General features: G+C 71.1%; 16 protein-coding genes. 9 read left to right on the top strand and 7 right to left on the bottom strand.

The features are described 5' to 3' along the window. The first annotated feature begins 2 nt into the window (after positions 1–2). From zwf to ACFZA2_RS09065, 4 genes are all read left to right on the top strand, one after another. Complete coding sequence (gene zwf, locus ACFZA2_RS09080; protein WP_363578958.1) at positions 3–1,553, top strand: glucose-6-phosphate dehydrogenase; 1,551 nt, start codon at positions 3–5, stop codon at positions 1,551–1,553. Then, positions 1,550–2,497, top strand: a complete 948-nt coding sequence (locus ACFZA2_RS09075; protein WP_315995860.1) for a glucose-6-phosphate dehydrogenase assembly protein OpcA — start codon at positions 1,550–1,552, stop codon at positions 2,495–2,497. The genes zwf and ACFZA2_RS09075 overlap by 4 nt, the downstream gene beginning before the upstream one ends. Continuing rightward, complete coding sequence (gene pgl / locus ACFZA2_RS09070) at positions 2,494–3,285, top strand: 6-phosphogluconolactonase (RefSeq protein ID WP_391403504.1); 792 nt, start codon at positions 2,494–2,496, stop codon at positions 3,283–3,285. Before ACFZA2_RS09075 ends, pgl begins: the two co-directional genes overlap by 4 nt. 254 nt (positions 3,286–3,539) lie before the next feature. Next, entirely contained in the window at positions 3,540–6,071 is a 2,532-nt protein-coding gene (locus tag ACFZA2_RS09065) for a LuxR C-terminal-related transcriptional regulator (protein ID WP_391403501.1), read from the top strand. Here the strand turns inward: ACFZA2_RS09065 and ACFZA2_RS09060 are convergent. Next, entirely contained in the window at positions 6,019–7,434 is a 1,416-nt protein-coding gene (locus tag ACFZA2_RS09060; protein WP_391403498.1) for a glycosyltransferase family 2 protein, read from the bottom strand. The two genes, ACFZA2_RS09065 and ACFZA2_RS09060, sit on opposite strands and share 53 nt — an antisense overlap. 375 nt (positions 7,435–7,809) lie before the next feature. Here ACFZA2_RS09060 and ACFZA2_RS09055 point away from each other — a divergent pair, with 375 nt between their 5' ends. From ACFZA2_RS09055 to ACFZA2_RS09035, 5 genes are read left to right on the top strand one after another with little or no spacing between them, the layout of a single operon-like run. Then, complete coding sequence (locus tag ACFZA2_RS09055; protein ID WP_391403495.1) at positions 7,810–9,141, top strand: nucleotide sugar dehydrogenase; 1,332 nt, start codon at positions 7,810–7,812, stop codon at positions 9,139–9,141. Beyond that, the gene (locus ACFZA2_RS09050; RefSeq protein ID WP_391403492.1) at positions 9,138–10,202 is read left to right on the top strand and encodes an NAD-dependent epimerase/dehydratase family protein; all 1,065 of its coding nucleotides are present in this window, start codon (positions 9,138–9,140) and stop codon (positions 10,200–10,202) included. The genes ACFZA2_RS09055 and ACFZA2_RS09050 overlap by 4 nt, the downstream gene beginning before the upstream one ends. Beyond that, positions 10,202–12,010 carry a glutamine--fructose-6-phosphate transaminase (isomerizing) gene (glmS, locus tag ACFZA2_RS09045; protein WP_391403489.1) on the top strand — a complete coding sequence of 603 codons (1,809 nt, stop codon included), beginning with the start codon at positions 10,202–10,204 and terminating at the stop codon, positions 12,008–12,010. Before ACFZA2_RS09050 ends, glmS begins: the two co-directional genes overlap by 1 nt. A gap of 32 nt (positions 12,011–12,042) precedes the next feature. After that, positions 12,043–13,509, top strand: a complete 1,467-nt coding sequence (locus tag ACFZA2_RS09040) for a polysaccharide deacetylase family protein (RefSeq protein ID WP_391403486.1) — start codon at positions 12,043–12,045, stop codon at positions 13,507–13,509. Continuing rightward, a complete protein-coding gene (locus ACFZA2_RS09035; protein WP_391403483.1) occupies positions 13,506–14,255 on the top strand; it encodes a hypothetical protein in 750 nt (249 codons plus the stop codon). The genes ACFZA2_RS09040 and ACFZA2_RS09035 overlap by 4 nt, the downstream gene beginning before the upstream one ends. Positions 14,256–14,418: 163 nt before the next feature. Here the strand turns inward: ACFZA2_RS09035 and ACFZA2_RS09030 are convergent, their stop codons facing one another. The 6 genes from ACFZA2_RS09030 to ACFZA2_RS09005 all read right to left on the bottom strand — a co-directional run bounded on the left by ACFZA2_RS09030 (position 14,419) and on the right by ACFZA2_RS09005 (position 18,878). After that, positions 14,419–14,772: an RNA polymerase-binding protein RbpA gene (locus ACFZA2_RS09030; protein ID WP_055955187.1), complete on the bottom strand. Its 354-nt coding sequence runs from the start codon at positions 14,770–14,772 to the stop codon at positions 14,419–14,421. A 1-nt stretch (position 14,773) separates the two neighbouring features. Beyond that, on the bottom strand, positions 14,774–15,022 hold the full coding sequence (gene secG, locus ACFZA2_RS09025; protein WP_315995869.1) for a preprotein translocase subunit SecG: 249 nt from the start codon (positions 15,020–15,022) through the stop codon (positions 14,774–14,776). Positions 15,023–15,136: 114 nt separating this feature from the next. After that, entirely contained in the window at positions 15,137–15,928 is a 792-nt protein-coding gene (gene tpiA, locus ACFZA2_RS09020; protein WP_315995870.1) for a triose-phosphate isomerase, read from the bottom strand. Beyond that, on the bottom strand, positions 15,916–17,133 hold the full coding sequence (locus ACFZA2_RS09015; RefSeq protein ID WP_315995871.1) for a phosphoglycerate kinase: 1,218 nt from the start codon (positions 17,131–17,133) through the stop codon (positions 15,916–15,918). Before ACFZA2_RS09015 ends, tpiA begins: the two co-directional genes overlap by 13 nt. 6 nt (positions 17,134–17,139) lie before the next feature. Beyond that, complete coding sequence (gap, locus tag ACFZA2_RS09010) at positions 17,140–18,150, bottom strand: type I glyceraldehyde-3-phosphate dehydrogenase (protein ID WP_076675342.1); 1,011 nt, start codon at positions 18,148–18,150, stop codon at positions 17,140–17,142. A 101-nt stretch (positions 18,151–18,251) separates the two neighbouring features. Continuing rightward, a complete protein-coding gene (locus ACFZA2_RS09005; RefSeq protein WP_076675340.1) occupies positions 18,252–18,878 on the bottom strand; it encodes a superoxide dismutase in 627 nt (208 codons plus the stop codon). Positions 18,879–19,171: the final 293 nt, after the last annotated feature.

Genomic DNA, 19,171 nt, shown 5'->3' with positions numbered 1-19,171 from the left:
GCATGGTCGTAGAGATCACACCGGGTCACAACCCTCTGCGCGATCCCGAGGATCGCCGACTCAACCGCATCGCGGGGCCCAGCGCGCTCGTCATCTTCGGCGTGACGGGAGACCTCTCGCGCAAGAAGCTCATGCCGGCCGTCTACGACCTCGCGAACCGTGGGCTCCTGCCCCCCGGATTCGCGCTCGTCGGCTTCGCCCGCCGCGACTGGGAGGACCAGGACTTCGCGAAGGTCGTCTACGAGTCGGTGAAGAAGTACGCGCGCACGGAGTTCCGCGAGGAGACGTGGAAGGAGCTCCTCGAGGGCATCCGCTTCGTGCAGGGCGAGTTCGACGACCCCGAGGCGTTCGTGCGCCTGCGCGACACCGTCGACAAGCTCGACACCGAGCGCGGGACCATGGGCAATCACGCGTACTACCTGTCGATCCCGCCGAAGGCCTTCCCGCTGGTCACCACCCAGCTGAAGGCGTCGGGTCTCGTGGGCGACAAGGCCGAGGACACCTCGGGCTGGCGCCGGGTGGTCATCGAGAAGCCCTTCGGCCACGACCTCGCCTCGGCCCGCGAGCTGAACGAGGTCGTCGAGAGCGCGTTCCCCGCCGACTCGATCTTCCGGATCGACCACTACCTCGGCAAAGAGACCGTGCAGAACATCCTCGCGCTGCGCTTCGCCAATGAGCTGTACGAGCCCATCTGGAACCGCAACTACGTCGACCACGTGCAGATCACCATGGCGGAAGACATCGGCGTGGGCGGTCGTGCGGGGTATTACGACGGCATCGGCGCGGCGCGCGATGTCATCCAGAACCACCTCCTGCAGCTGCTCGCCCTCACCGCGATGGAGGAGCCCATCAGCTTCAACGCCGCAGACCTGCGCGCCGAGAAGGAGAAGGTGCTCGCCGCCGTCCGGCTGCCGGAGAACCTGGCCGAGGCCACCGCGCGCGGTCAGTACGCCGGCGGATGGCAGGGCGGCGAGAAGGTGCTCGGCTTCCTCGAGGAGGACGGGATGAACCCCGAGTCGGTCACCGAGACGTACGCGGCGATCAAGCTCGAGATCAACACGCGCCGCTGGTCGGGCGTGCCGTTCTACGTGCGCAGCGGAAAGCGTCTGGGACGCCGCGTGACCGAGGTCGCCGTGGTGTTCAAGCGGGCGCCGCAGCAGCTGTTCTCCCGCAGTCAGACGCAGGAGCTCGGGCAGAACGCGCTCGTCATCCGCGTCCAGCCCGATGAGGGCGTCACGATCCGGTTCGGATCCAAGGTCCCCGGCGACGGCACCCAGGTGCGCGACGTCACGATGGACTTCGGCTACGGCCACGCCTTCACCGAGGCGAGCCCGGAGGCCTACGAGCGTCTGATCCTCGACGTGCTCCTCGGCGACCCGCCGCTGTTCCCGCGCCACGAAGAGGTCGAGCTCAGCTGGAAGATCCTCGACCCGATCGAGGAGTTCTGGGCCGCCGAGGGCGGTCCCCTCGAACAGTATTCGCCCGGGTCGTGGGGGCCGGCATCCGCCGACGAGCTCCTCGCCCGCGACGGCCGCACCTGGAGGCGCCCGTGATCATCGATCTGCCCGACACCACCGTCAGCGCGATCTCGAAGAGCCTCGTGAGCGTGCGCGAAGAGGGCGGCGCCGTCGCCCTCGGGCGCGTGCTGACGCTCATCATCGTCACCCACCACGGTGCCGAGGAAGAAGTCATCGAGGCCGCGAACGACGCCTCGCGCGAGCACCCGATGCGCGTGATCGCCGTGTTGTTCGGCGACGAGGACGAGGAGCCGCGCCTCGACGCGCAGATCCGCGTCGGCGGCGACGCCGGTGCGAGCGAGGTGGTCGTGCTCCGCGCCCACGGCGCGGCCGGCTCCAACGCCGAGAGCCTCGTGACGGGCCTGCTCCTGCCCGACGCGCCCGTCGTGGCGTGGTGGCCGGCCGAAGCCCCCGAGAACCCCTCGCGCTCGGCCATCGGCCGCATCGCCCAGCGTCGCATCACCGATGCCTCGTCGCAGGCGGATCCCGCCGCCTGGGTCGCGCAGCTCGGCGAGCACTACGCGCCCGGCGACACCGATTTCGCCTGGACGCGGGTCACCCGGTGGCGCGAGCAGCTGGCCGCCGTGCTCGACCAGCCACCGTTCGAGCCGGTCACCGCCGTCGAGGTGCGCGGTGCGGCCGACTCCCCCTCCACCGCCCTGCTGGCGGCGTGGCTGGGCATGAAGCTCGAGGCTCCGGTGGATTACGCCTACCTGCCCGCCGACGAGTGGGCGAGCGGCATCAAGTCGGTACGCCTCACGCGCCCGAGTGGCGACACGCTCCTCGAGCGTCCCGAGGCGGGCATCGCGGTACTCACGCAGCCCGGGCAGCCCACGCACGACCTCGCCTTCCCCCGCCGCACCCTGCGGGAGTGCCTGGCGGAGGAGCTGCGGCGTCTCGACCCCGACCTGCTGTACGGGCGGGTCATCACCGAGGGGCACGACCTGCTGCTCGCGGCGAGCGAGCAGGACGCGTCATGACCGACAACGGCTCGGCCAAGCGCGTCATCATCAAGCGCGACGCCGACACGCTCGCCGAGTACGTCGCGACCCGCTTCATGAACCGGATCGTCAAGCGCGTCGCCGAGGGCAAGCGCATGCACGTCTGTCTGACCGGCGGGACCATGGGCGGAGCGGTGCTGCGCACCGCGGCAAGCGATGCGCGCGTCGCCGACGTCGACTGGTCGCTCGTGCACTTCTGGTTCGGCGACGAGCGCTTCGTTCCGCGCGATTCCGACGACCGCAACGAGAAGCAGGCGCGCGAGGCGTTCCTCGACCACCTCGACATCCCGGCCGAGAACATCCACGTGGTCGCCTCGAGCGACGACGGACTCGATCTGGATGCCGCGGCGATCGCGTACGCCGACGAACTGGCGCAGTTCGCCCCCTCCGACCGCAGCGAGACCGGCCCCTGGCCGTCGTTCGACATCTGCTTCCTCGGAGTGGGCCCCGACGCGCACATCGCCTCGCTGTTCCCCGACCGGCCCGAGATCTCGGTCACCGATCGCGCCACCGTGCCGGTGCGCGATTCACCGAAGCCGCCGAGCGACCGCGTCTCGCTGACGCGACCGGTCATCAACTCCTCGAAGCGCGTGTGGATGGTCATCGCCGGCGCCGACAAGGCCGCCGCCCTCGGGCTGGCCCTCGCCGGGGCCAGCTATCAGAGCGTCCCCGCGGCGGGTGCGAAGGGCCGTCGTCGCACGGCCTTCTTCGTCGACGAGGTCGCCGCCGATCAGGTTCCGCCGCAGCTCATCGATCGCGAGTACTGACTTCCGGCACCCCGACGGCCCGACGGCGGGAATTCTCGAACCGCGGCCGCGGTGAGAAGAATTCATCGACGGAACCCTGACGGCACGAGGGGCTCGGATGCCCGGCATCCGGGCCCCTTCCGTGCGAACGGGGAGAAATCCTCCGGCTCTTGTCTTCGACGGTGCGGCGGCTTACCCTTCCTGCAGGGGGGCATCCTGAACCGGCGCGACGATCGTGATCGTCGCCCGCCGGTTCGCGCGAGAGGGAGCGTGGGATGCCATTCTTCGGTCGTGGGCGCGAGCTCGACATCGCACGGACGACCGTCGGACTGCGCACGGGAGCCGCGTGCGTGTTCGTCGGCGAGGCGGGAATGGGCAAATCGGCCCTGGCGGCCGAACTCGCCCGGGAGCACCGGGCGAACCTGGTCGCGGTCAGTCCGAGCGAGCGGATGTGGCCGTACTCGGGCCTGTCGGCCGTCGCCGCCGGACTCGGCGGCGCGCGCGGCGCCGCGATCGACGGCATCCTGGACCGCGGTCGCGATTGGCCGGAGCACCTGATGGCCGAGGAGGTGAGCCGGACACTGCATCTCATCCGCGACGATGCGGGCGTGCTCGTCATCGACGACCTCGATGAGATGGACGGTGCGAGCCTCACGGTGCTGTCGTACGTGTTCGGGCGTCTTCGCGGCACGGGGGTCACGATCCTCGCCACCGTGGGGGCTCCCGGGCACCGCTGCGAAGTCGCCGCGCTGCCGCACGTGCGCCTCGAGCCCCTCGCCTTCGAGGCCGCGTCGGACCTCGCACGCGAGATCGTCGGTCCCGCGAGCGCGGCGGCCGTACGCCATCTCGTCGTGATGTTCACCGGCGGCGACCCCGGCGTGCTGTCTCGCGTGCGGCTGACGGCGGCGGAGGCGGTGGGGGAGGACGCGCTGCCCCTCCCCCTGCGCCTGTCGGACGACCGGAGCGGTCGCCCACGGCGCGAGGCATACTCCCCGCGCGGCGCACGGGCGGACGCGGTGCTCGACCTGCTGTCGATCGGCCCCGTCTACGACTACGACCGGCTGCGCCTCACCGCCCTCGCCGAGGGCGCCGACGTCGACCAGCTCATCGACGACGGCACGGTCCGCGTGCACGACGACCTGGCCCGCATGAGCGATCCCGCGCTCCGTCTGCGGCGACACGCGGCGATGGCGCCGGAGGACCGGCGCCGACTGCACGCCCAAGCGGCCGACGATCATCGCGACCGCGACCGTGCCACCCAGCTGTGGCACGAGAGCTTCCTCGAGCCCGACGGCGATCGCGGTTCGCTCCTCGCCGCGGCGGTGGGCTTCGCGCGCGCCGGGGAGACGGCATCCGCTGTGGAGTTCGCCGAACGCGCCCTGTCGGGTCGACTCGACCCCGAGAGCCGCACCCGAGGACTCGTCGATCTCGGCGGCGCGCTGGTGCTCCAGGGGCTCGACCTGCTCGGACAGCACTATCTGCGGCGCGCGGGTCGCAGCGACGACGCCGCCGTGCGTGTGCGCGCGGCGATCGCCCGCCTGCGCGCGGGGGCGAACGTCGACCACGTGATCGATGACGTCCTCGTCCGCGTCGAGGCCGAGGGATGGACCGCCGGCGTGGAGCGCCTGCTCTGCGAGAGCGCCCGGCTGCATCTGGGGCGCGGGGAGCTCGCCGCGGCGCTTCAGGCTCTGGACGCGATCGCCGCGGCGGGTGCCGCGTCGACCGAGACCGCGATGCTGCGCCTGCTCCTCGCCGAACTCGGCTGCGGCGCCCCGGCGCCGGGTCGCGACGTGCCGCCGCCCTTCGAGACGGCCGCCGTCGCGGCGGATGCGCCGGTCGAGATCGCCTCGCTGTCGGCGAGCGTGCGCATGCTGCGCGAGGAGTACGCCGCGGCGCGTCGTCAGGCGACCGAACTGCTGGAGCGCGTTCCCCGGGTGGCCCCGCTGTGGCGCGAGCGGGTGCTGCGCCTGCTCGTGGTCTGCGAGGTGCGGGGCGGCGACGCGTCGGCAGTGCGCGAGGCCGTCGCGGCCTGGCGCCACGAGTGGGCCCCGGGCCGCGCGGAGGACGCCGCGACGACCCTGTTGTGCGCCGAGGCGGCCGCAGCCGACCCTCTCGACGCGCGCGCGGGCGACCTGATCGCACGGGGACGCCACCTGTGCCGACGTGAGGGGACGACGGCCCTCCTGCCGTTCTTCGCGGCGCTGGAGGGGAGCCTCGCCCTCGCCGAGGGACGGTACGAGGATGCCGTGGACCTGCTCCGCGGGGCCGGCGACGCTGCGGCGACGCATGATCCGTCGCTGCTGCGCATCGACGCCGATCTGATCGAGGCGCTGTGGCTGACCGGGCGCGAGGCCGAGGCCCGCCGCGAGCTCGCGCGGTTCGAAGCGGCCGCGGCCCGGCATCCGCGTCGATGGACGACCCTCGCCGTGGCGCGATCCCGCGCCGTCTGCCGCTGCGCGGAGGACGGCGCGCGGGCGTTCCGCGACGCCGACGCCGTCCTGCGCAGCACCGACGCCCCCTCGGAGCACTCGGCCCTGCACGCGACGCGCGAGCGGTGCCTGCCGACGGCGAACCGCTCCCCCGCGGCGCGCGCGAGCACGATTCCGGCGCGCGGTCGCGCGCTGTCGCCGCAGGAGCAGGAGGTCGTGGCCCTGGTGGAGCAGGGTCTGCGCAACCGCGAGATCGCGTCGGCGCTGTTCGTCTCGCTGCGCACGGTCGAACTGCGCCTCACGCGCATCTACCGCAAGCTCGGCGTCACCTCGCGCGTCCACCTCGTCTCGCTGCTGCGCGGAGCGGCGACGCCGTGATCGCTCCGGGCGACGGCGCCGCGGAGGTCCGGCGCCGGGACTCGCGGCGAGGGGCCGACACGGATGCCGAGGCCACGGCATCCGCTCCCCCCGCCGCCGGCGCGACAGCGGCGGGCCGGCGGTCCGGGCTGCGCCAGCGCCCGTCGGAGGGACGCCCCCACGCCGACACCAGCGCCCGCAGGCAGAGCAGCGCGTCCCACACCCGCAGCAGCGGGAACAGCAGCATCCACACGCGTGGCCGCGTGCGCGAGAGGGCGCAGGCGAAGACCGTCATCAGCGCGTCCACGAGCAGGAAGGCCAGCGCGAGCGGACCGACCGGCAGAGCGGCCGACAGCGCCGCCGCGGTCTGCGCCGCCGGTCCGGTGACAACGGCCGCGGCCACCGCCGCGAGACCGGCGACCAGCAGTACCGGAAGCGCCGCGGCGAGCACGAGACTGGAGACGACGGTCTCGATCGCGAAGACGCCCACCGAGGCCCAGAACAGCCCGTACCGCACACCGTGCCGCCGCACCGTCTGCCAGAAGCCCAGGCTCCACCGGCGCACCTGTGCGGTGTAGTCGCGCAGGGTCGCCGGGTCCTGCGTTTCGGCCACCGCGCAGTCGGGATGGAAAGCGATGCGCCCCAAGCGCTTCGCGTGCACCTCGAACGTCATGTTGAAGTCCTCGATCGAGAGCCCCGGGGCATCGATGTCGATGCGGTCCAGCACGTCGGTGCGGTAGAGGCTCGCGAAGCCCGGCACGATCGCCACCGCGTCGGCGCCCCGCGCAGCCTGGCCGAACTTGTGCAGGTACTGGGTGCAGACGTAGGTGCGCTCGCGATACGCCGTGAGCACGCGGCCGACGACGGTGCGCGGGGTGTCGGCCGCGGTCGTGGCGCGGCCCGCGACAGCGACCACCCCGTCGTCGGTGAACAAGGGGAGGGCGGTGCGCAGGTAGTCCGGGCGGGGGCGGGAGTCGGCGTCGAGCAGGAGCAGGAGGGGGAAGCGGGCGGCGATGCCGAAGCGCTCGAGCCCGGCCCGGATGGCGCCGGCCTTGCCGCGGTTCGGAACGAGGTCGACGGCCGTCGCTCCGGCGCGCCGCGCCCGCCCGACGGTGTCGTCGCTCGACCCGTCCGAGACCACGAAGACGTTGCCGGGCGGGACGAGGCGCCGCGCGGCGCCGACCGCCTCCGCGATGACCAGCTCCTCGTTGTGCGCCGCGATCAGCACGGCCACCTCGTCGGACCGGTAGAACATCGACGGTGCGCCCCACGGCGACGCGATACGGAACTCGGCGAGGAGGCGCGAGATGCCGACGGTCCCCCACGCCAGCGTCGACACGCCCACCGTCGCGACGGCGACGACGACGGCGAACGTCGCTGTCACGGCATCCGCCCCTCGTCGGCGGCGTGCGAGGGGGGCACGGCAGGGGGGCGTGCGAGGTCGTGCGCGGGCAGGGCGGGGCTCACGGGGTCCTCCTCTTCGGGTCGAGGCTGCGCCCGACGGTACGCGCAGAACGGGCCCGCGGCGCCGCAGCCGGCCCGCACTCGTCGATGCGGTTTCCCGCACGGCACGGTGCGGTCGGCGGTATCCCGCACGATCCGCCCGGCGTCCTTGACCATCCCACCGGGCCCGCATCAGTGTGGGCCCCGGATCAGCGCCGACCCACCCGATCGGCCGCCTCCCACCCGCACCACCCGAATCGTCCGAGGGGGCCTGGCCCCCCATCGCCCCCTCGGACCCCGCTGTTGGAGGATGACGATGTCCACACTCGATGTGCGCGCCGAAGCGACCCCCGTGTCGCCGCCCCCGGTCGCCGCCGCTCCGCCCCGATTCGACTTCGACGTCGCGATCGTCGGCCTGGGGTACGTGGGGCTGCCGACGGCGCTGGCCTATCACGCCAGCGGCTCTCGCGTCCTGGCGCTCGACGTCTCATCGCGCCGGCTGCGCACGATCGCCGCCCGCGGCGCCGACCTCATCGACACCGATCGGGAACGACTGGATGCCGCGCTGCGGCGTCCCGGCGCGTTCCGCCTGACCGGTGACGTGACCGAGCTGTCGCGGGCGGCAGCCATCGTGGTGTGCGTCCCCACGCCGGTGGACCACCAGCAGGTCCCCGACCTCGCTCCCCTGCGGGCCGCGTGCGCCACCGTCGTCGCCGCGGCCCGCCCGGGGCAGCTCATCATGCTGACCTCCACCACCTACGTCGGCTGCACGCACGACCTGGTCGAGCAGCCCTTGCGCGAGCGCGGGTTCGAAATCGGCCACGACGTCTTCGTCGCCTTCAGCGCCGAGCGCATCGACCCCGGCAACGTCGGCTTCGCGCAGGAGGTCGTCCCGCGTGTCGTGGGCGGGGCCACCCCCCGCTGCGAGGAGCAGGGCGCGCAGCTGCTCGCGCGCTACGCCGCCCGCGTCCACCGGGTCTCCTCCCTCGCGACCGCCGAGATGACGAAGCTGCTCGAGAACACCTTCCGCGCGGTCAACATCGCGCTCGCCAACGAGTTCGCCGACATCTGCACCGCGCTCGATGTGCCCGTCACGGAGGTGATCGAGGCGGCGAGCACGAAGCCCTACGGCTTCATGGCGTTCTATCCCGGTCCCGGGGTGGGCGGGCACTGCATCCCGTGCGATCCGCACTACCTGCTCTGGCAGCTGAAGGCGCTGCACGTCGACGCCGGCGTCATCACCGAGGCGATGACGCGCATCGCCGCCCGTCCGCGCCGCGTCGTCGAACGCATCCGCGACGTGCTGGGCCGCGCCGGCAAGGGTACGCTCGGGGCCCGCGTCCTGGTGGTCGGGGTGACGTACAAGCCCGACGTCGCCGATCTGCGCGAGTCGCCGGCCCTCGAGATCATCGACCATCTGATCGACGTGGGTGCCGAGGTGCAGTACGTCGACACCCACGCCCCGCACATCCACCTCGACTCGGGGCGCGAGCGCGATTCCCTCGCCGACCCGGGCGGATTCCATCCCGACGTCGTACTCGTGCACACGCGGCATCACGACTGCGACCTGGCGTGGCTCGACGGCGACGCCCTCGTGGTCGACGGCACCTACCGCAGCACCGACATCGCAGGGCGGGTGCTGCTGTGAGCGGCGTCCCGGTCTTCCCCGCGTCGGCGGGCGGACGCACGCGCACGCTGGTCACCGGCGGCGCCGGCTTCGTCGGCAGCCACCTCGTCGAGCACCTCCTCGCGGCCGGCGACGACGTCGTCGTCCTGGACGACCTCTCCACCGGGTCGGCGCGCAACCTGGCCGGTGTCGCCGACAACCCCCGGCTGGAGATGATCCACGGATCCATCCTCAACAGCAGGACCGTCGCCCAGGCGATGCACTCCTGCGATCGGGTGTTCCACCTCGCCGCCGCCGTCGGGGTCAAGCTCATCGTCGAGCAGCCGCTGCGGGGCCTGCGCATCAACATCCACGGAACCGAGAACGTGCTCACCGCGGCGATCGAGCACAAGGCGTCGGTGCTGCTGGTGTCCACGAGCGAGGTCTACGGCAAGAACACCGCCGATCGCCTGCGTGAGGATTCCGACCGCGTGCTCGGCGATCCCCTGCTCTCCCGGTGGACCTACGCCGGCGCCAAGGGCATCGACGAAGCCTTCGCCAAGGCCTACTGCGACCAGGAGGGGCTGGACGTCGCGATCGTCCGCCTGTTCAACACCGTGGGTCCGCGTCAGACAGGCCGCTACGGCATGGTGCTGCCCAACCTCGTCGGCCAGGCGCTGCGCGGGCACCCCCTCTCGGTGTTCGGCGACGGTCTGCAGACGCGCTGCTTCTCCGCCGTCGAAGACGTCGTCCCCGCCATGGTGCGCATCGAACGCGACCCCCGTGCCCGCGGACAGGCCTACAACCTCGGCGGGTCGCGGGAGATCTCGATCCTCGACCTGGCGCGCGAGATCATCGCGACCCTCGACAGTCGCAGCGAGATCGAGCTCGTCCCCTACGAGCAGGCCTACGCCGCCGGTTTCGAGGACATGCGTCGCCGCGTCCCCGACAACACCAAGGCGCACGACCTCGTCGGCTACGAGCCCACCACCCCGCTCACCACGACCATCATGCGCGTGGCTGCCGATCTGCTCTCTCGGGAGCGTCTCGGGTCGGATGCCATGCCCCTCGCCGGCGCCGGCTCGTTCCGGGGCGTCGTCTGATGTGCGGGATCACCGCCTACCGCGGCCCCGCCGCCGCGGCATCCCGTGCGCGTTCCGCCCTCGAACGCCTCGAGTACCGCGGCTACGACTCCGCCGGGATCGCCGCGCGACGGCCCGACGGCACCACCCTGCACGCGCGGACGCTCAGCGGCGTGGCGGCCCTCGCGGTGGTGACCGGAGAACAGAGCACGGATGCCACGACCGCGGCCATCGGGCACACCCGGTGGGCGACGCACGGAGAGGTGAGCGAGGCGAACGCCCACCCGCTGGAGGACTGCAGCGGCCGGCTCTACGTGGTGCACAACGGCATCATCGACAACGCCGAGGTCCTCCGGGCGCAACTCGTCGCCGCCGGGCACCGCTTCGCCACGGGCGTCGACAGCGAGGTGATCGTGCACCTCATCGAGCAGGCTCAGCGCCCCGGGGTGGGACTCGGCGACGCGCTCGCCGACGCGGCCGGCCACCTCTCGGGCTCGTGGGCGGTCGTCGCCCTCGACGCGCGCACCGGGACCCTCGCTGCGACGGCGCACGGCTCTCCCCTCATCTCCGCCCAGGACGGCACGGGCACCTACCTTGCGAGCGATGTCGGGGCGGTGGCTCCCGAGGTCACCGAGTTCCGCGTGCTCGAAGACGACGACGTGGTCGAGGTCGACGCCGCGGGCATCCGCTGGCACCGCGACGGGGGCAGCTGCCGACCGCGCGGGCTGTGGCCGGTCCCCCGCACGGCGCTGCTGGCCAGCACCGGTCGCCACCGCGACCACATGGGCAACGAGATCGACGAACAGCCCGTGGTCGCCCGCCGGGTGCTCGAGGCCCTCGGCCCGGGCATCGTCGACGGGTCGCTGTGGCGCGGCCTGGGCCTGCCGTCGCTCGACGACATCGACCGGGTCACGGTGATCGGCTGCGGCACCTCGCTGCACGCCGGGCGAGCCGTCGCGGGGGTCTTCGGGCGTCTCGGCGGTCTGCCCACGCGCACGCTCGTGGCCAGCGAGGCCGCGCACGAGGTGTGGGAGCCGCGCACCCTCGTGATCGCGATGAGCCAGTCCGGCGAGACCGCCGACGTCCTGCGCGCCCTCGAGGCCCTGCCGCCCCGGCACGGCACCCTACTCGCCTTGACCAACAGCTCCTCCTCCACCCTGGCCCGCCGCTCCGACGCGGTCATCGACTGCCTCGCCGGCCCGGAGGTGGGGGTGGCCGCGACCAAGACGTTCGTCGCGCAGGTGCTGACCGGGGTCTGCGTGGCCCTGTCGGGACTGTCCGCCTTCGACCGCGCCGACTCGGCGTGCCTGGGCGCAGACCTCCGCGCCCTGGCCGCGACGCCCGATGCGCTCGCCGCCGCCCTCGACGCCTGGCGGGGCCCCAGCGCGCAGCTGGCCGCCGAGTACGCCCGGGCGTCGGGGTTCCTCTTCCTCGGCCGCGGCGCGGGTCTGATCTACGCCGCCGAGGGTGCCCTCAAGCTCAAGGAGCTGTCGTACCGCTGGGCGGAGTCCCACCCCGCCGGCGAGCTCAAGCACGGTCCCCTCGCCCTGGTGGATGCCGGCACACCCGTGTTCGTGGTCGACAACGGCGATCCGCGGCTCGATGTCGACATCGCCGAAGTCGCCGCACGCGGAGGTCGCGTCATCCGGATCGGCGAACGCGTGCTCACGGTGGGCGGAGTGCCGCTGCATCTGCCGCGCACCGGGCCCTCGTGGGGACCGCTCGAGACCGTGGTTCCGCTGCAGATGTTCGCGCGCGAGCTCGCCCTGCGTCTGCATCGCGACGTCGACAAGCCCCGCAACCTCGCCAAGTCGGTGACGGTGTCGTGAACCCTCCGCACCCCCCACGAAAGGCAGAGCCCATGCTCCGACGAGACCTCCGGATCGAACGCCGACGCCCGCCCACCCTCGCGCCCCCGAGATGGCGGCGCGTCCTCGCCGTCGTCTCGGCCTTCGCGGTGGTGGCGGGAGCCTCGGTCGCGCTCGCGCCCCCGCCCGCCGAGGCGGCGACCCGCACCGTGGTCAGCCTCACCTTCGACGACGCCAACGCCGACCAGCTGAACGCTCTGCCCGCCCTGCAGGCCAACGCGATGAAGGCGACCTTCTACGTCCCCTCCGGCTACATCGGCGCTGCCGGGCACATGACGCGCGCCGACCTCACGAAGCTCAAGAACGCCGGGCATGAGATCGGCGGGCACACCGTCAACCACCCCGACCTCGCCGACGTGAGCGTCGACGAGGCGACCCGGCAGATCTGCCTGGACCGCAAGAACCTCACCTCGTGGGGTTTCACGGTCAAGAGCTTCGCCTACCCCTTCGCCTCGAGCACGCCCGACGTCGAGAAGGCGGTCGCCGCATGCGGATACAACAGCGGTCGCCTGCTCGGCGACATCAAGAGCCGCTTCGGCTGCCCCGACTGCGCCTACGCCGAGAAGACGCCTCCGCCCGATCCGTTCGCCCTCGCCGCGCTCGATCAGGTCGACGCCACCTGGACGCTCGCCGACCTGAAGCAGGGCGTGACCAACGCCGAGAAGAACGGCGGCGGGTGGGTGCAGTACACGTTCCACGACGTGTGCGACGACGCCTGCAGCGACCTCGCCGTGACGACGTCGACCTTCAGCCAGTTCCTGTCGTGGCTGAAGACCCGGCAGTCCGCCGGCACGGTCGTGAAGACCATCGGAAGCGTCATCGGCGGGACCACGAAGCCCGTCGTCGACGGTCCCGCCGTGCCGGCGGCCACCGGCTCGACGAACGGCATCGTCAACCCCGGCATGGAGACGGGCGCCCCCGACTGCTGGATGCGAGGGGGCTACGGCACCAACACGCCCTCCTTCAGCACGGGCTCCCCCGCGCACACCGGCAACATCGCCAGCGGCATCTCGATGACGGGGTACGTCGACGGCGACGCCAAGCTCCTGCCGCAGTTCGACCTCGGCCAGTGCTCGCCGACGGTGACCCCCGGACGGACGTACACGCTGCGCGAGTGGTACCAGGCGAGCGGGCCGACGCAGTTCGCCGTCTACCTCCGGTCGGCGAGCGGGTCGTGGTCGTACTGGACATCGAGCCCCTGGTTCGCCGCGGCCGATGCCTGGACCGAAGCCGACTGGACCACGGCTCCCATCCCGTCGGGATACAGCGGCATCAGCTTCGCGCTGAACATCTTCGGCAACGGCACGCTCCGCACCGACGACCTCGGCCTGTACGACAGTTCCAGCGCCCCGCCGCTGACCGTCATGAGCGCCACGGCCCCGATCGACACGTCGGCACCGTCGACGCCACAGGGTCCGCTCGAAGTGTTCCGTCCGACGGAGAGCGACGTCACCGGATGACACCCCGCTCGCGCTCGACGGCGGCGATCGCCCTCGCGGTGGTCGCCGTCGTCGGCGCGACCGGCTGCGCGCCCACGCTCGCGCCGCTGCCCGACACCGGCTATCCCTGGCACACCGGGATCGTCTCGACGACCTTCTGGGTCGGCGAGGTCTTCGACCCCCAGGCCTCCGACGGCAGTCAGCGCATCTCGACGTACGATTCCGACTGGCTCGCCTCGTACGGCGGGTGCGACGGCGTCGTCGACGGTGACGACTGCCGCACCGAGACCCGCACCGCCGGCAACGGGTACTTCCCCACCCGCATGACGCCGCGGCAGAACCCGTTCTACCTCGATCTCCCCTTCGACGACGTCAACGACGACGAGGGGTTCGCGATGCGCGGTCAGGTCATCCCCTGGGCCGACCGATCGCCCTACGCCGCGGTCGTCGACGACCGCCGCGCGAGCCTGATGAAGAACCGCTGGGTCGTCCTCCGCAAGGGCGACCGCCTCTGCTACGGGCAGATCCAGGATGCCGGACCCGGCGAATACCGCGACAGCGCCTACGTCTTCGGCTCCGAGGACCGCCGACCCGCCAACGAGCGCTACAACGGAGCGGGCCTCGATGTCTCTCCCGCCCTCAATGGATGTCTCGGCTACGCGGAGCTCGACGGCGACGGCGACCGCGTCGACTGGGCGTTCATCGATGACGCCGACGTCCCGCCCGGCCCGTGGACCACGATCGTCACGGACTCCCCCGTCCGCTGAGCGGACGCCGTGCGGCACGCGTACGCCCCGTGAGGCCGAGCCGAGAAAGGCGACCGGTGCGGGAAGGCGTGCGAAGACGACGTCCGTTCCCGGACGCCGTGAACGCGGAGGGGCCGGATGCCATGGCATCCGGCCCCTCCGTGGAAAACGAGGCGACGCGGGCTTACTGTCCGCGACGCTCGCGCAGCTGCTGCAGGGCGTCGTCGAGGAGCGAAGCGGCCTCTTCGTCGCTGCGGCGCTCCTTCACGTAGGCGAGGTGCGTCTTGTAGGGCTCAGCCTTGGCCAGTGCCGGGGGGTTCGCCTTGTCGCGACCCGCGGGAAGACCCGAGTGAGGCGAGTCGATCGTCTCGGGGATCTCGTCGTCGGGGATGCCCGCCGCGAAGTAGCGAACGGTCTCGTTGCCGAGGGCGTCCCAGTACGACACGGCGACGCGGTCGGCGTGGAAGCCGTGGTCCTGTTCGCCCATGGGGCCCGCGCCGACGCGCGAGCCACGGATGGCATTGCCGCCAGTGGCCATGTCAGATCTCCGCGAATTTGGTCAGCAGACCGAGACCGACGATGGTGATGAACCACACCAGCGCGAGCACGATCGTGAAACGGTTGAGGTTGCGTTCAGCCAGGCCCGACGAACCGAGGGCGGAGCTCATGCCGCCGCCGAACATGTCGGACAGACCGCCGCCGCGACCCTTGTGGAGCAGGATGAGCAGGGTCAGCAGGAGGCTGGTGACGCCCAGGAGCACCTGCAGGACGAACTCGAGAATCTGCACTGTCGAAAGCCTTTCGCGAGCGGACGGGACGACCGCACAAGCGTCAAGTATACGGGGACGCGTCTCAGACGCACGGATGCCCGCGGCGTGCTGCCGCGGGCATCCGGAGGGGCGTCAGACGCCGACGTGCTTCTGGAAGCGGATGATCGCCGCGAACTCGTCGACGACGAGGCTCGCACCGCCCACCAGCGCGCCGTCCACATCGGGCTCGCGCATGAACCCGGCGATGTTACCGGACTTGACCGAGCCGCCGTAGAGCACGCGGGTGCGCGCGGCCGCATCGGCACCGAGCTTGTCGGCGACGACGGCACGCAGCTTGGCGCAGACCTCCTGGGCCTGGTCGGGCGTCGCCGCCTGGCCGGAACCGATGGCCCAGACCGGCTCGTACGCCACGACGATGTCGGCGTCCGCCGACACGCCCTCGAGTGCGACCTCGAGCTGCCCGACCGGAACGGCGCTGGCGCCGAACTTCTCGAGGTCCTCCGAGGTCTCGCCCACGCAGATCACGGGCACGAGACCGTGACGGAGCGCCGCCTGGGTCTTGGCCGCGACGACCTCGTCGGTCTCGTGGTGGAACTGACGTCGCTCGGAGTGACCGATGATCACGTAGGTCGCGTCGAGCTTCGCCAGGAACTGGCCCGAGATCTCACCGGTGTAGGCACCGGAGTCGTGCGCGGACAAATCCTGACCGCCGAGCGCGAACTCGATCTTGTCGGCATCGAGGAGCGTCTGCACGGTGCGCAGGTCGGTGTACGGCGGGAACACCGCGACCTCGACGCTGCCGTTCTCGTGCTTGGCCTCTTTCAAGGTCCAGTGAAGCTTCTGGACGAACGCGACCGCCTGCAGGTGGTCGAGGTTCATCTTCCAGTTGCCCGCGATGAGGGGGGTTCTGTTCACTGTTGCCATCCGAGGACCTCCAGTCCGGGGAGCTTCTTGCCTTCGAGGAACTCCAAGCTGGCGCCTCCGCCGGTGGAGATGTGACCGAATCGGTCGTCGGAGAAACCGAGTTGACGCACGGCCGCCGCGGAGTCGCCGCCGCCGACGACGCTGAGGCCGTCGACCTCGGTGAGCGCCTGGGCGACGGTCTTGGTGCCGGCTTCGAACGCCTTCATCTCGAACACGCCCATCGGGCCGTTCCAGAAGACGGTCCGCGAGCCCCGGATCGCGTCAGCGAATATCTCCGCCGTGCGCGGCCCGATGTCGAGGCCGAGACCGGAGGCGCCGAAGGCGGTGTCCTCCAGGGCGTCGGCATCGGCGACCACGTGCTCGGCATCCGCCGAGAACGACGCCGCCACGACCGCGTCGACAGGCAGCACGATCTCGACGCCGCGCTCCTTCGCCGTGGCGAGATAGCCCTTCACGGTGTCGATCTGGTCCTGCTCGAGCAGGCTCGATCCGACCTTGTGCCCCTCGGCGACGAGGAACGTGAACATCATGCCGCCGCCGACGAGGAGTTTGTCCACGCGGGGCAATAGGTGCTCGATGACGCCGAGCTTGTCGCTCACTTTCGATCCGCCGAGCACGACCGTGTACGGACGCTCGGGGTTCTCGGTGAGGCGGTCGAGGACCTCGAGCTCCTTCTGGATGAGCAGGCCCGCGGCCGAGGGCACCAACTGGGCGAGGTCGTAGACGCTCGCCTGCTTGCGGTGCACGACGCCGAAGCCGTCCGACACGAGGGCATCGCCGAGACCGGCGAGCTCGCGAGCGAAGGCCTGACGCTCGGACTCGTCCTTCGAGGTCTCCCCCGCGTTGAAGCGGAGGTTCTCGATGACCGCGACTTCTCCGTCCTCGAGCGAGGCGACGGCATCCTGAGCCGACTCGCCGACCGTGTCGCGCGCGAACGCGACCGGCTGGCCGAGCAGCTCGGACAGGCGCTGCGCGACCGGCTCGAGCGAGTACTTCGGGTCGGGCGCCCCGTCGGGGCGGCCCAGGTGCGAGCACACGACCACGCGCGCGCCGGCGTTGATCAGTGCATTGAGGGTCGGCAGCGACGCGCGCACGCGGCCATCGTCCGTGATGACGCCGTCCTTGAGGGGGACGTTCAGATCACAACGGACGATGACGCGCGTGCCGGCGAGCGACCCCAGCGAATCGAGGGTGCGCAGAGCCATGGAGGGTCAGAGACGCTCGGCGACGTACTCGGTCAGGTCGACGAGACGGTTCGAGTAGCCCCACTCGTTGTCGTACCACGACGACACCTTGACGAGGTTGCCGCTGACGTTGGTCAGCTCCGCGTCGAAGATCGACGAGTGCGGGTTGCCCTGGATGTCGCTCGAGACGATCGGGTCCTCGGTGTACTGCAGGATGCCGTTGAGGCGCCCCTCGGCGGCGGCCTTCTTGTAGACCTCGTTGACCTGATCGACGGTCAGACCCTCGGTGGGGGTGACGATCGTGAGGTCGACGATGGAGCCGGTGGGAACCGGAACGCGGTACGACGAGCCGCTCAGCTTGCCGTTCAGCTCGGGCAGGACGAGGCCGATGGCCTTCGCGGCGCCGGTGGAGGCGGGGACGATGTTGATCGCCGCACCGCGGGCACGACGCAGGTCGCTGTGCGGGCCGTCCTGCAGGTTCTGGTCGGCCGTGTAGGCGTGAGCGGTCATCATGAAGCCGCGCTCGATGCCGAAGGCGTCGTTGAACACCTTCGCGAGGGGCGCGAGGCAGTTCGTGGTGCACGACGCGTTCGAGATGATGACGTCGGTCTCGGGGTTGTACGTCTCTTCGTTCACGCCCATGACGATGGTGGCGTCGTCACCCGTGGCGGGAGCCGAGATGAGCACCTTCTTGGCGCCACCGGCGACGTGCTTCTTGGCGTCCTCGGCCTTGGTGAAACGGCCGGTCGACTCGATGACGATGTCGACGCCCAGCTCGCCCCAGGGGAGGTTGGCGGGGTCGCGCTCTTCGAAGACCTTGATGGTCTTGTCGCCGACGGTGATGGAGTCTTCGGTGTACGAGACGTCCTCGGACAGCACGCCGCCCACGGAGTCGTACTTGAGGAGGTGCGCGAGGGTCTTGTTGTCGGTGAGGTCGTTCACCGCCACGATTTCGAGGTCGGCACCCTGCGCGAGAGCCGCGCGGAGGTAGTTGCGTCCGATACGGCCGAAGCCGTTGATTCCGATCTTGACGGTCACGGAATATCTCCTGAATCAGTTGTGCGCGATGAGCGCGTGATTGCGGTTTCGCTGGCGGACAACGGCGTCCCGGTGGGTGTCCCACCGGGACTCCGCACCGTTTACGACAGTACCAGCAGACCCGCGGTCTTCTCGCGGGCGGCGGCGAAGCGCTCCTGCGCATCGGCCCAGTTGGCGATGTTCCAGAAGGCCTTCACATAGTCGGCGCGCACGTTCTTGTAGTCGAGGTAGTACGCGTGCTCCCAGACGTCGAGAAGCAGCAGCGGAACGGTACCGGCGACGATCTGCCCCTGCTGGTCGAAGAACTGCTGGATGACGAGGTTCTCCCCGATCGAATCCCAGAACAGGCCGGCCCAGCCCGAGCCCTGCACGCCGAGGGCGGCGGCGGTGAACTGCGCGCGGAAGGCGTCGAACGAGCCGAACTGGTCGTCGATGGCCGACTCGAGGTCGCCGGTGGGCTTGTCGCCACCGTTGGGCGAGAGGTTCGTCCAGAAGATCGAGTGGTTGGTGTGACCGCCGAGGTTGAACGCGAGGTCCTTCTGCAGGCGGTTGATGTTGGCGAAATCGCCCTTCTCGCGCGCTTCGGCGAGGAGGTCGAGGGTGGTGTTGGCGCCGTTGACGTAGGTCTGGTGGTGCTTGCTGTGGTGCAGCTCCATGATCGTCGCACTGATGTGCGGCTCCAGCGCCGAGTAGTCGTAGGGCAGTTCGGGCAGCGTGTACTTCGCCATGTTCTCTACTTCCGAATCGGGCGCCGCCGAAACCTCTCCGCCAAGACGACGAGCTGAGGGATCGCGCAGCGAGGGTGACGTCTTCATCCTATTGAGGGCCAACGCGCAACCCACAGGGTTGCTTCCCCGCGTGACGGAAGGTAGCGGCCCGGGCGCGTCGTCGGGCGTCGGGGACTCGCGGACCGGTGGCGTGTCGGCGCACCCGAGCCGGCGCGGACTCGGTCCGGGCGGGCTCCCCTCGCGCGGGCCGGATCGGATGCCCGGGGCCGGGGCAGTCGGAGAGCGCGGCGCTC

It is taken from the genome of Microbacterium sp. NPDC007973, assembly GCF_042958465.1.
Lineage (GTDB): Bacteria > Actinomycetota > Actinomycetes > Actinomycetales > Microbacteriaceae > Microbacterium > Microbacterium galbum.
The sequence above is the reverse complement of the archived record's forward strand: the minus strand, read 5'-3'. Positions and strand labels throughout refer to the sequence as shown.